2 protein-coding genes are annotated in these 14,142 nt (G+C 74.0%); both read left to right on the top strand.

Annotated elements, in window-relative coordinates; genetic code table 11:
* On the top strand, positions 1–873 hold an 873-nt coding region (locus AB0H12_RS44310), incomplete at its 5' end, for an AMP-binding enzyme (RefSeq protein WP_499632559.1).
* 6 nt (positions 874–879) lie between these two features.
* The coding region (locus AB0H12_RS44305) for an amino acid adenylation domain-containing protein (protein ID WP_499632556.1) at positions 880–14,142 on the top strand (13,263 nt) is incomplete at its 3' end.

Raw genomic sequence — 14,142 nt, 5'->3', positions numbered from 1 at the left:
ATCACCGAGACCACCGTCCACGTCACCTGGACGCCCGCCGACGGCTCGATCGGCGTGCCCATCCCCGACCTGCGGGTCTACGTGCTCGACGACGACCTCAACCCCGTGCCGCCGCACGTGCCGGGCGAGATGTACGTCGCCGGGCCGGGCCTGGCGCGCGGCTACCTCGACCGGCCCGGCCTGACCGCGTCCCGGTTCGTCGCGGACCCGTTCGGCCCACCCGGTTCCCGCATGTACCGCAGCGGGGACCTGGCCCGGTGGGAGGACGGTGCGTTGCACTACCTGGGCCGCGCGGACCAGCAGGTGAAGATCCGCGGGTTCCGGATCGAGCTCGGCGAGGTGGAATCGGCGCTCGCCGCGCATCCTGCCGTCGCCCAGGTCGTTGTAGTGGCGAACGAACAACGCTTGGTGGCGTACTTCGTGCCGGACAAGCCGACTACGGCGTCGGAGCTGCGCGACCACACGGCCGAGGTCCTGCCCGACCACATGGTGCCCGCCGCGTTCGTCGCACTGGAAAGCCTGCCGTTGACGGTGAACGGCAAGCTCGACCGCGTCGCGCTCCCCGCGCCCGAGCGCGACGCGGTCACGTCCTCCGCCTACGTGGCCCCCCGCACCGAGACCGAGGACGCGATCGCCGCCATCTGGGCGGACGTGCTCGGCGTCGGCCGCGTCGGGGTCGAGGACAGCTTCTTCACCCTGGGTGGCGACTCGATCCGCAGCCTGCACATCACGTCCCGGACCAAGGCGGCGTTCGGCGTCGACCTGTCCCCACGCGACGTCCTCACCGCGCGCACCGTGTCCGCCCTGGCCGACCTGGTCGAGGAGCTGGTGCTCGCGGACCTCGAAGCCCTCGCTGCCGACACGGAGGCGTGACCCGTCATGACCACGTCCAAGAACGACCGCATCTCCGCGTTGCCGGAGCACCTCCGCGACAAGCTCCGCGCGCGGCTCGCCGGCCGGGCCGCGCCGGTGGTCGACGTGATCCCGCCCGCGCCGCGGGACCGGCCGCTGCCGCTGTCGGCGGGCCAGCAGCGGCTGTGGTTCCTGGACCGGTTCCAGCCCGGCGGCACCGAGTACACCAGCGCGATCGCGCTGCGGCTCACCGGTTCGCTCGACGTGGCCCGGTTGGCCGGCGCGGTGCGCGGGCTGGTGCGCCGGCACGAGTCGCTGCGCACCACGTTCGACCAGGTCGACGGCCGTCCGGTGCAGGTCGTGCACGACGACGTCGAGCTGGACCTGGTCGCCGTGGACGACCTGCGCGAGGTGCTGGACGAGCCGTTCGACCTGCGGCGCGGCCCGCTGTTCCGGGCCGCCCTGCTGGCCGAGTCGGCCGACGCGCACGTGCTGCTGCTGGCCTCGCACCACATCGTCGTGGACGGCTGGTCGCTCGGCGTGCTGGTCGACGAGCTGGGCGCGCTGTACCGGGGCGAAGCCCTGCCCGAGCCGCGGTTGCAGTACGCCGACTACGCCGTCTGGCAGCGTGAACGGCCGGTGGACACCGGGTTCTGGGTCGACCGGCTGGCCGGCGTCGTGCCGCTGGAGATGCCCACCGACCGGCCGCGGCCGGCGGAGCGCACGTCGGCGGGCGCGACGCACGAGTTCACCGTGCCCGCGAGCCTGGCGGGCGACCTGGCCGAGCTGGCGCGGGTCAACGAGACCACCCTGTTCACCACGCTGATGGCCGCCGGCCAGCTGCTGCTGGCCCGCTACACCGGCCAGGACGACATCGCGGTCGGCACGGTCACCAGCGGGCGCGACCGGCCGGAGCTGGCCGGGCTGGTCGGCTTCCTGGTCGGCACCGTCGTGCTGCGGTCCGGTGTGGACGCTTCGAGGTCGTTCACCGAGTTCCTGGCGCAGGTCAACAGGACCGCGCTGGACGCGTTCGCGCACGACGACGTGCCGTTCGACCGGGTGGTGGAGGCCGTGGGCGCGTCCCGCGACCCGAGCCGCACCCCGCTGTTCGACGTGATGGTGGTCTTGCAGAACGCGGGCCGTTCCCTGCCGGAGCTGCCGGGCCTGCGCGTCGAGGAGCACCCGCTCAGCCGCGAGTGGTCGAACTTCGACCTGACCTTCGAGTTCACCGCAACCCCGGACGGCCTGCACGGGTCGGTGGAGTACAGCACCGACCTGTTCGACGCCGACACGGTCGACCGGATGGCCCGGCACCTGCTCGCGCTGCTGTCCGCGATCACCGCGGACCCGCACCGGCCGATGGCCGAGCTGCCGATGCTGCTCGGCGACGAGCCGGACGGCCGCGGGCCCGCGCTCGACGTGCCGCCGGCGACGTTCCCGGGGCTGTTCGAGGCGCAGGTCCGCCGCACCCCCGATGCCACGGCGCTGGTGTGCGACGGCGACGCGCTCACGTTCGCCGAGGTGGACGCCCGCGCCAACCGGCTCGCGCGCCACCTGCTCGCCGAGGGCGTCGAGCCGGAGCGGATCGTCGCCCTGTCGCTGCCGCGCGGCGTCGACTGGGTCGTCGCCGTGCTCGGCATCCTCAAGGCCGGCGCGGTGTACCTGCCGGTGGACCCCGGGCTGCCCGAGGCGCGGCGGGAGCACCTGCTGGCCGACTCCGGCGCGGTGCGGGTGATCGACGCGCCGGTCGACACCTCCGGCCTGCCCGACACCCCGCCGGACGTGGCCGTGCGGCCCGACCAGGCCGCCTACGTGATCTACACGTCCGGCTCGACCGGACTGCCCAAGGGCGTGGTGGTCGAGCACCGGCACCTGGCGAACCTGCTGCGCAACCACCGCGAGACCTTCGGCGGCGACCGGATGCGGGTCGCGCTCAGCGCCGTGTTCTCGTTCGACACCTCGTGGGAGGGCATGCTGCTCATGGCCGACGGCCACGAGCTGCACGTGCTCACCGACGACGTGCGGCTCGACGCCGCCACGCTGCTCTCCTACGCCCGCGAGCACCGGATCGACCTGCTCGACCTGCCGCCGTCCTACGTCCGGCAACTGCTCGCCGACGGGTCGCTGACCGCCGAGGACGGGCCGAAGGCGCTGGTGCTCGGCGGCGAGGCGCTCGGCACGGCGCTGTGGCGCGACCTGGTGGCCTCCGGCCTGCGGGCGTACAACTACTACGGCCCCACCGAGACCACCGTGGACGCGGTGTCGTGCCGCATCACGGGCGACCGGCCGGTCATCGGCACGCCCCTGGGCAACGTCACCGCGCACGTGCTGGACGACGACCTGCGGCCGGCGCCGGTCGGCGTGCCGGGTGAGCTGTTCATCGCCGGCGCGCAGGTCGCCCGCGGCTACTTGGACCGGCCCGGCCTGACCGCCCAGCGGTTCCTGGCCGACCCGTTCGGCGCGCCGGGCGAGCGCATGTACCGCACGGGCGACCGGGTGCGGTGGTCGGCCGACGGCACGCTGGAGTACCTGGGTCGGACCGACGACCAGGTCAAGATCCGCGGGTTCCGGGTCGAGCCCGGCGAGGTGGAAGCCGCCCTGACCACGCACCCGGACGTCACCGAGGCCGCCGTAGTGGCCCGGGACGACACCGGGCACACCCGGCTGGTCGCGTACGTCGTCACGACCGGACCGGCCGACCTGCGGGCGCACCTGCGGGAGTCGTTGCCGGACTACGCGGTGCCGTCGGCGTTCGTGGAGCTGGACCGGCTGCCGCTGACGCCGAACGGCAAGCTGGACAAGGCCGCGCTGCCCGCGCCGCGGGCGGTGGCGGACGGCGAGTTCGTCGCGCCCCGCACGCCGGTGGAGGCCGAGCTGACCCGGCTCTGGGCCGAGGTGCTCGGCGCGGAGCGGATCGGTGTCGAGGACAACTTCTTCGCGGTGGGCGGCGACTCGATCCTGTCCATCCAGCTGGTGTCCCGGGCGCGGCAGGCGGGGCTGCACCTGACCTCGCGGGACGTGTTCCGGCACCAGACCGTGGCCGAGTTGGCGCTGGTCGTGTCGAAGTCCGCCGAGACCGCGGCGGAACCCGTGTTCACCGGGCCGGCGCCGCTCACGCCGATCCAGCGGTGGTTCTTCACCGAGTACGGACCACTGCGGCACTTCACCATGTCGCTGCTGGTCGAACTGGAGCCCGGGGCGGACGCGGAGGCGTTGCGCGCCGCCGTGCGGACCGTCGTCGGGCACCACGACGCGCTGCGCCTGCGGTTCCGAGAGCTCGACGGCCGGTGGGTGCAGGAGGTCGCGGACACCGAGGTCGACGTGTTCCGGGTCGAGGTCGACGCGGACGTGGAGGCCGCCGCACGGGAGGCGCAACGCCAACTGGACCTCGTCGCGGGACCGCTGCTGCGGGCGGTGTTCTTCCCGGGCGCACGCCCGAAGCTGCTGCTGACCGTGCACCACCTGGCGATGGACGGCGTGTCGTGGCGGATCCTGCTCGGCGACCTGGAGCAGGCGTACCGGGGCGTGCCGCTGGAGCCCGTCGGCACGTCCTTCACGCAGTGGGCGCACCGGCTGGCCGAGCACGTGCGGTCCGGGGCGCTGGACGACGCGCGGGAGCACTGGGACTCGCTGCCCGAGCCCGAGGCGCTGCCGGTCGACCGGGACGGCGCGAACACGGCAGGTTCGACGCGCGTGGTGTCGGTGCGGCTGGACCGGACGACCACGGACGCGGTGCTGACCGCCGTGCCGCCGGTCTACCGGACGCAGGTCAACGACGTGCTGCTCAGCGCGCTCGGGCGGGCGTTGGCCGAGTGGACCGGGCGGGACGCGGTGAGCGTGGCGCTGGAGGGCCACGGCCGCGAAGAGCTGCTGCCGGGCGTGGACCTCACCCGCACCATCGGCTGGTTCACCACGCAGTTCCCGGTGGTGCTGGAGCCGTGCGACGAGTGGGGTCGCACGCTCAAGTCGGTCAAGGAGTCGCTGCGCGCGGTGCCGCACCGGGGGTTGAGCTTCGAGGCGCTGGGCGGCGGGAAGCTGCCTCAGGTCTCGTTCAACTACCACGGCCGGTTCGACGTCGCCGACGGCGGCTTCTACCGGGCCCGGCGCGACGCGGTCGGTGAAGACCTGGCGGGCGACGAGCCGCGCGCCCACCTGCTCGAGGTGACGGGGCTGGTCGAGCGCGGCGAGCTGGAGCTGAGCTGGCAGTACTCCGAGCACGTGCACGACGAGGAGACCGTGCGGCGGCTGGCCGAGCTGACCCTGGACGGGCTGCGGGAGATCGTGGCGCACTGCGCGCGGCCCGGCGCCGGGGGACGCACGCCGTCGGACTTCCCGCTGGCGAGGCTCACGCAGGAGCAGGTCGACGCGCTCGCCGGGCCGGACGTGGAGGACATCCTGCCGCTCACGCCGTTGCAGGCGGGCATGGTGTTCCACAGCCTGGTCGAGCCCGGCGCGTACGTCGACCGGATGCGGCTGGTGCTGGACGGCGTGCGCGACCCCGACGCGGTGCGCCAGGCGTGGCAACGGGTCGTGGACCGCACGCCCGTGCTGCGGTCGAGCGTGGTGTGGGACGGGGTGGCCGAGCCGGTGCAGGTCGTGCACCGGCACGTGGAGCTGCCGGCCGGGCCGGTGGACGCGCCGTTCGACCTGGGGGTCGCGCCGTTGCTGCGGGTCGAGGTCACGCCGTTGGGCGAGGACCGCGTCGAGCTGGTCTGGTCGTCGCACCACGTGATCCTGGACGGCTGGAGCACCGGGCAGGTGTTCGGCGAGGTGCTGGAGCAGTACCGGGCGATCGTCACCGGCACGCCCGCCCGACTGCCCGCGCGGCGGCCGTTCCGGGACTACCTGCGCTGGCTGGCCGAGCAGGACCGCGGCGCGGCCGAGGCGCACTGGCGGACCGTGCTGTCCGATGTGGACGGACCGACGCCGCTGCCGTTCGACCGCGCGCCCACGCGGGCGCACCGCTCGGAGGCGTCCGCGGCGGTGCGGTTCTCGCTGGACCTGGACGACGCCGTGCAGCGCGCGGGCCTGACCGTGAACACGGTGGTGCAGGGCGCGTGGGCGTTGCTGCTGGCCCGTGCCTCCGGCGAGGCCGACGTGGTGTTCGGCAGCACGGTGTCCGGCCGCCCGGCCGAGCTGGCCGGCGTCGAGTCCATGGTCGGCATGCTGATCAACACCGTGCCGACCAGGGCGGTCGTGGACGGCGCCGCCGAGGTGGGCGCGTGGCTGCGCGAGCTGCAAGCGGCGCAGAGCGAGTCGCGGCGGTTCGAGCACACCTCGCTGGCCGAGATCCAGTCGTGGGCCGGGACGAGGCTGTTCGACTCCGTGGTGGTGTTCGAGAACTACCCGTTCGAACGCGACGGCGACGGGCCGCGCGTGGCCGAGATCGACGCGGTCGACAACACCACGCTGCCGCTGGCGTTGAGCGCGTCGGTGACCGACCGGCTCAACCTCGACCTGGCCTACGACCCCGAGCTGTTCGACGCCGCCACCGCCGAACGGCTGGCGGGGTGGCTGCGCGAGCTGATCCGGGCGATCGCGGGCGACCCGACGACGCCGATCGCCGACTTGCCGTGGCTGACCGACGCCGAACGGCACCAGGTGCTGGTGGAGTGGAACCGGACCGCGCAGGACACGCCCCAGGGCCTGTACCCCGAGGTGTTCGCCGAGCAGGCCCGCCGGACGCCGGACGCGACCGCGCTGGTCTGCCACGACCGCACGGGGTCGCGCACCGCGTTGACGTTCGCCGAGCTGGACGCCCGCGTGAACCGGCTCGCGCACCACCTGCTCGCGCACGGCGCGGGACCGGAGCGCACCGTCGCGGTCGTGCTGCCGCGCTCGGCCGACCTGGTGGTGGCCGTGCTCGCCGTGCTCAAGGCGGGCGCGGTGTACCTGCCGGTCGACCCGGAGCTGCCCGCCGAGCGGATCGACTTCCTGCTGCGCGACGCGAGACCGGCGTTGGTGCTGGACGCCGTGCCCGACCTGACCGGGCTGCCGGACGCGCCGCCGGCCGTGGCGCCGCGCCCCGAGCAGGCCGCCTACCTGATCTACACCTCCGGGTCGACCGGCACGCCCAAGGGCGTCGTGGTCGAGCACCGGCAGCTGGCGAACCTGTACTACGCCAACAAAGCGGCCCTGATGGCGGAGCCGACCCGGTTCGCCGTCACCGCGACGTTCTCGTTCGACACGTCGTGGGAGGGCCTGCTGTTCCTGGCCGCGGGCAACGAGCTGCACGTCATCGACGAGGAGCTGCGGCTCGACCCGCCCGCGCTGGTCCGGTACATCGCCGAGCACGGCATCGGCACGGTCGACCTCACCCCGTCCTACGCGCGGCAGCTGGTGCAGGCCGGGCTGCTGGAGTCCGGGTTGCGCGTGATCATGCTCGGCGGCGAGGCGGTCGACGCGGCGCTGTGGCGGGAGATCGCCCAGTCGCCGGTGGAGGGCTTCAACCAGTACGGCCCCACCGAGGTGACGGTCGACTCGGTGGCCACGCCGGTGGTCGGCGACCGGCCGGTCATCGGACGACCGCTGGCCAACCTGTCCGCGTACGTGCTGGACGCCGACCTGCGGCCGGTGCCGCCGGGCGTGCCCGGCGAGCTGTTCCTGGGCGGCCCGCAGGTGGCCCGCGGGTACCTGGCCCGGCCAGGCCTGACCGCCCAGCGGTTCCTGGCCGACCCGTTCGGCGGACCGGGCGAGCGCATGTACCGCACCGGTGACCGGGTGCGGTGGTCGGCCGACGGCACGTTGGAGTACCTGGGTCGGGCCGACGACCAGGTCAAGATCCGCGGCTTCCGGATCGAGCCCGGCGAGGTCGAAGCGGCGCTGCTGGACGTGCCCGGCGTGCGGGAGTCCGCCGTGGTCGTCCGGCACAACCGCCTCATCGGGTACGTGACCGGCACGCCGGAGACCGACCCGCGCGACGCGCTGGCCCGCAGGCTGCCCGACTACCTGGTGCCGTCGGCGGTCGTGGTGCTGGCCGACCTGCCGCTGTCGCCCAGCGGCAAGCTGGACCGCAAGGCCCTGCCCGAGCCCGACCTGGCCGGCGAGTTCGTCGCGCCGCGCACCGACGCCGAGCGCGTGGTGGCCGACGTGATGGCCGACGTGCTCGGGCTGGACCGGGTCGGCGCGCTGGACGACTTCTTCCGCCTCGGCGGCGACTCGATCCTCAGCATCCGCGTGACCTCGCGGTTGCGCGCGGCGTTCGGCGTGCAGCTGTCGCCGCGCGCGGTGTTCGACCACCCCACGGTGTCCGGCCTCGCCTCCGCCATCAGCTCCGGGGCGGGTTCCGGCCAGGATGCGGTGGACGCCATCCCGGTGATCCCGCGCGATGGCGTCCACCCTCCGCTCGTCCACCCGCAGTCGCCCGCGCAGCGGCGGTTGTGGTTCCTGGACCAGTTCGAAGCGGGCAGCGCGGAGTACGTCACGCCGACCGCGCTGCGCCTGCGCGGACCGCTCGACCCGGACGCGCTGCGGCGTGCCCTCGACGGTCTGGTGGCCCGGCACGAGTCGCTGCGCACGACGTTCGACGACGGCGTGCAGCTCGTGCACGAGCCGTTCCAGGTGCCGCTCGCGGTCGAGGACTCCGACTGGGAGGCGGTGCTGCTCGACGAGGTCAGCACGCCGTTCGACCTGCGTGAGGGGCCGCTGTTCCGGACGCGGCTGGTGCGGGTGGCGCCCGAGGAGCACGTGCTGGTGCTGACCCTGCACCACATCGTCACCGACGGCTGGTCCACCGGCGTGCTGGCCCGTGACCTCGGCGCGCTGTACGCGGGCGAGGAGCTGCCCCCGCCTGCCGTGCAGTACGTGGACTACACGGCGTGGCTGCCGCAGCCCTCGGTCGACTACTGGGCAGGTCACCTGGCCGGCGTGCCGCCGCTGGAGCTGCCGACGGACCGGCCGCGCCCGGCGGTGCGCGGCACGGCGGGCGCGATGCACGAGTTCACCGTGCCCACGCCGGTCGCGAAGGCCGTGAAGGCGTTGGCGGCCGAGCACGGCGACACCCTGTTCACCGCGCTGCTCGCGGCCACGAAGGTGCTGCTGGCCCGCTACACCGGCCAGGACGACATCGCGGTCGGCACGGCGGTGTCCGGTCGCGGGCGGGCCGAGCTCGACGACGTGGTCGGCCTGTTCGTGAACACGGTGGTGCTGCGGTCCTCGGTGGACCTGCGGCGGTCGTTCACGGAGTTCCTGGCCGACGTGCGGACCACCGTGCGGGACGGTTTCGCGCACCAGGACGTGCCGTTCGAGCGGGTGGTGGACGCCGTCCGGCCGGACCGCGACCCGAGCCGCAACGCGTTGTTCGACGTCATGGTGCTGATGCAGAACTTCGGCGCCGACGCGCCCGACCTGCCCGGCCTGCGGGTGCGGGACGTGCCGCTGCCGCTGCTGACCTCGACCTGCGACGTGTCGTTCGAGTTCGGCGAGGTCGACGGCGAGCTGCGCGGCGCGGTCGAGTACAGCACCGACCTGTTCGACGCCGACACGATCGACCGGATGGCGCGGCACCTGGTCACGCTGCTGGACGGCGTCACCGCCGCGCCGGACCGGCCGCTGGTCGAGGCGCCGCTGCTGCTCGGCGACGAGCCGGACGGCCGCGGCGCGCGGCGGGAGGTCCCCGAGGTCACGTTCGCCGAGGCGTTCGAGGAGCAGGCGCGGCGGACGCCCGACGCGGGCGCGGTGGTGTGCGGCGGCACGCGGCTCACCTTCGCCGAGGCCGACGCGCGGGCCAACCGGCTCGCGCACCACCTGCTGGCGCACGGCGCGGGCCCGGAGCGGGTGGTCGCGGTGTCGCTGCCGCGCTCGGCCGACTCCGTGGTGGCGATCCTGGCCGTGCACAAGGCGGGCGCGGTGTACCTGCCGGTGGACCGGGACCTGCCGCGCGACCGGGTCGACTTCCTGCTGCGCGACGCGCGCCCGGCGCTCGTGCTGGACGAGGCGCCCGACCTCGCCGCCTACCCCGACACGCGCCCGGACGTGGTCGTGCGGCCGGACCAGGCCGCCTACGTGATCTACACGTCCGGCTCGACCGGCGTGCCCAAGGGTGTCGTGGTCGAGCACCGGCAGCTGACCAACCTGATGCTCAACCACCACCGGGTGCTCGCCGTCGAACGCACGCGGGTCGCGCTGACCGCCGTGTTCTCCTTCGACACGTCGTGGGAAGGCCCGCTGCTCATGGCGGCGGGCCACGAGCTGCACGTCATCACCGACGACGTCCGGCTCGAACCGGCCGCCCTGGTCGACTACGTGCGCGAGCACCGGATCGGCTTGCTCGACCTGACGCCGTCGTACGTGCAGCAGCTCCTCCCGGCGGGCCTGCTGGACGGCGACCACGTGCCGGGTGACGTGATGCTCGGCGGCGAGGCGCTGCCCCCCGCGCTGTGGCGGACGCTGGCCGACTCCCGCGCCACCGCGCACAACTACTACGGCCCCACCGAGGTCGCGGTGGACTCGGTGTCCACCGTGGTCGCCGGTGACCGCGCGCTGATCGGCCGGCCGCTGACCAACCTGGTCGCGCACGTGCTCGACGAGGACCTGCGGCCCGCGCCGGTGGGCGTGCCCGGTGAGCTGTTCCTCGGTGGCGCGCAGGTGGCCCGCGGCTACCACGACCGGCCGGGGCTGACCGCGCAGCGGTTCCTGCCCGACCCGTTCGGCGAGCCCGGCGCGCGCATGTACCGCACGGGCGACCGCGTGCGCTGGGTCGGCGACCAGCTGGAGTACCTGGGCCGCACCGACGACCAGGTGAAGATCCGCGGCTTCCGCGTCGAGCCGGGCGAGATCGAGACGGCGCTGCTGCGGCACCCGGACGTGACGCAGGCCGCCGTGGTGGCCCGCGAGCACAACGGCCACCTGCGGCTCGTCGCCTACACCGTCGGCACGGCCACCGACCTGGCCGGCTGGCTCAAGCAGCGGCTGCCCGACTACCTGGTGCCGTCGGCGTTCGTGGCGCTGGAGGCGTTGCCGGTCACGCCGGCGGGCAAGGTGGACCGGCGGGCGCTGCCCGCGCCGACGTTCACCGACGCCGGGTACGTGGCGCCCGAACCGGGTGTCGCGGCCACGCTCGCCGGGATCTGGGCCGACGTGCTCGGCGTCGACCGGGTCGGCGCGCGGGACAACTTCTTCGCCCTGGGCGGCGACTCGATCCTGAGCATGCAGGTCGTGTCCCGGGCCCGGCAGGCCGGGCTGAAGCTGACGTCCAAGGACGTCTTCCTCCGGCAGACCGTCGGAGACCTCGCGCTCGCCGTCACCGACGACACCGGCCCCGCCCACGAGACCGTCACCGGGCCCGCGCCGCTCACCCCGATCCAGCGCTGGTTCTTCGCCGAGCAAGGGCCGCTGGCGCACTTCACCATGTCGGTCGTGGTGGAGCTCGGCGACGTCGAGCCGGCCGCGGTGCGTGACGCCGTGCGGGCCGTCGTCGCCCACCACGACGCGTTGCGGCTGCGGTTCACGCAGGTCGACGGCGTGTGGCAGCAGGAGGTGGCGGAGTCGGAGACCGCCGAGGTGTTCCGCGTCGCCTCGGACGACCTCACCGCCGAAGCGCACCTGGCCCGCACCAGCCTCGACCTGCGGCACGGCCCGCTGCTGCGCGCGGTGCTGTTCGACGACGGCCGGCTGTTCGTCACCGCGCACCACCTGGTGGTCGACGCGGTGTCGTGGCGGATCGTGCTGGCAGACCTGGACGCCGCGCTGGCCGGCCGCGACCTCGGGCCGAAGAGCACGGCGTTCACCGACTGGGCCCACCGGCTCGACCGGCACGTGCGCGAGGGCCGGTTCGACGCCGCCCTGCCGCACTGGGCCGACGTGCCGGTGGAGGAGCCCGTGCCGACGTCGGCGGGCAGCGCGCGCAGCGTGTCGGTGCGGCTGGGCAAGGCCGAGACCGACGCCCTGCTGCACCTGGTGCCCGACGCCTACCGCACGCAGGTCAACGACGTGCTGCTCACCGCGCTGACCTCGGCGTTCGCCGGGCGGGCGCTGGTGGCGCTGGAAGGCCACGGCCGGGAGGAGCTGTTCGACGGCCTCGACCTGTCCCGCACGGTCGGCTGGTTCACCGCCGAGTTCCCGGTGGCGTTGGCACTGCCGGACGGGGACTGGGGCGCGGCCTTGAAGTCGGTGAAGGAGCAGTTGCGCGCCGTGCCCGACAAGGGGCTGAGCTACGAGGCCCTGAAGTACTCCGACCGCGGCGTGACCGGCCCGCTGCCGCGCGTGTGCTTCAACTACCTGGGCCAGTACGACGACGAGCTCGACGACCTCGACCACGGCCGCGAGACGCCGGACGACGCCGTCCGCCCGCACCTGCTCGACATCAGCGCCGCCGTGTCGTCCGGAGAGCTGGTGCTGGACTGGGAGTACTCCACCGAGGCGCACGACGAGGCCGCTGTCCGGGCGCTGGCCGACCGGATGGTCGACGCGCTGCGCGGGATCGTCGCGCACTGCACCGGGCCGGACGCGTGGGGCCGCACGCCCTCGGACTTCCCGCTGGCGAAGCTCACCGCCGAGCAGGTGGACCGGATCGTCGACCGGGACGTGGAGGACGTCTACCCGCTGACCCCGTTGCAGGCGGGCATGGTGTTCCACAGCCTGGTGGACGACGGCACCGCCTACGTCAACCAGCTGCGCGTGCGACTGTCCGGTGTGGACGATCCCGAGCGGTTCGCCGAGGCGTGGCAACGCGTGGTCGACCGCACGCCCATCCTGCGCACCGACGTGGTCTGGGAAGGGCTGGACGAGCCGGTGCAGGTGGTGCGGCGCGGCGTGACCGTGCCGGTGACCTACGCCGACGTCACCGACGAGGTGGTCGCGGCCGACGCCGCGGCGGGCATCGACCTGACCACCGCGCCGTTGATGCGGCTGGTGATCGGGCGGGCGTCGGACACCGAGGTCGACCTGTTGTGGACCTCGCACCACGTGCTGCTCGACGGCTGGAGCACCGCGCAGGTGTTCGGCGAGGTGCTCGCCGAGTACGCGGGCGGCACGGCTCCGGCACGGCGGCCGTTCCGCGACTACCTGGCCTGGCTCGCCGAGGTCGACCAGTCGGCGGTCGAGTCGTACTGGCGCGGCGTGCTGGCCGGGTTCGAGGCGCCCACTCCCCTGCCGTTCGACCGGCCGCCCGCCGAGGCGCACCGCGCCGAGTCGTCCGCGCAGGTCGTGCTGGACCTGCCCGCCGACCGGCTGGACGCGGTCGCCCGCACGCACGGCCTCACGGTGAACACACTGGTCCAAGGCGCGTGGGCGTTGCTGCTGGCCCGCACCTCGGGTCAGCGGGACGTGGTGTTCGGCAGCACGGTGTCCGGCCGCCCGGCGGAGCTGCCCGGCGTCGAGTCGATCGTCGGCATGTTCATCAACACCGTGCCCACCAGGGTGACGGTGGAGTCCGACGCCGAGGTGGTCGCCTGGCTGCGCCGGCTGCAGGACTCCCAGACCGAGGCGCGGCAGTTCGAGCACGTGTCGCTGGCGCAGGTGCAGGGCTGGGCCGGCGGGCGGCTGTTCGACAGCCTGCTGGCGTTCGAGAACTACCCGGTGGAGAAGGAGACGCCGGACGGCGCGCCGGGCATCGGCGAGGTGGACAGCCTGGACACCACGTCGTTCCCGCTCACCGTGCGGGCGCACGTGGACGACGCGCTGCACGTGGAGCTGACCTACGACCCGCGGCTGTTCGACGCCGGCACGATCACCGCGCTCGGCGACCGGCTGGCCCGGCTGCTCGACGCGATCGGCACGGACCCGCGCGGGCGGGTGTTCGAACTGCCGTGGCTGTCCGACGACGAGCGCGACCAGGTGCTGGTGTCGTGGAACGGCACGTCGTCCGGCGCGGTGGTCGAGGACACGATCCCGTCGCTGTTCGCCGCGCAGGCGGCGCGCACGCCGGACGCGCCGGCGGTGACGTGCGGGGGCGCGAGCCTGACCTACCGGGATCTGGACGAGCGGTCCAACCGGTTGGCGCACCACCTGATCGCGGCGGGCGCCGGGCCGGAGTCGTTGGTGGCGTTGAGGTTCCCGCGCTCGATCGACCTCGTCGTCGCCGTGCTCGGCGTGCTGAAGTCGGGCGCGGCCTACCTGCCGCTGGACGTGTCGTACCCGGCCGACCGGATCGCGTACATGATCTCCGACGCCGAGCCCGCGGTGACCCTGGACGGGCTGCCGGACCTGTCCGGGATGCCGACCCACGCGCCGGAAGTGCCGCTGCGGCCCGAGAACACCGCGTACGTGATCTACACGTCCGGCTCGACCGGCAGGCCCAAGGGCGTCGTCGTCCCGCACTCGAACGTGGTCCGGCTGTTCTCCGAGACCGAC

The organism is Actinosynnema sp. NPDC023794 (assembly GCF_040639675.1).
Taxonomy (GTDB): Bacteria; Actinomycetota; Actinomycetes; order Mycobacteriales; family Pseudonocardiaceae; genus Actinosynnema; species Actinosynnema luteola.
The sequence above is the reverse complement of the archived record's forward strand: the minus strand, read 5'-3'. Positions and strand labels throughout refer to the sequence as shown.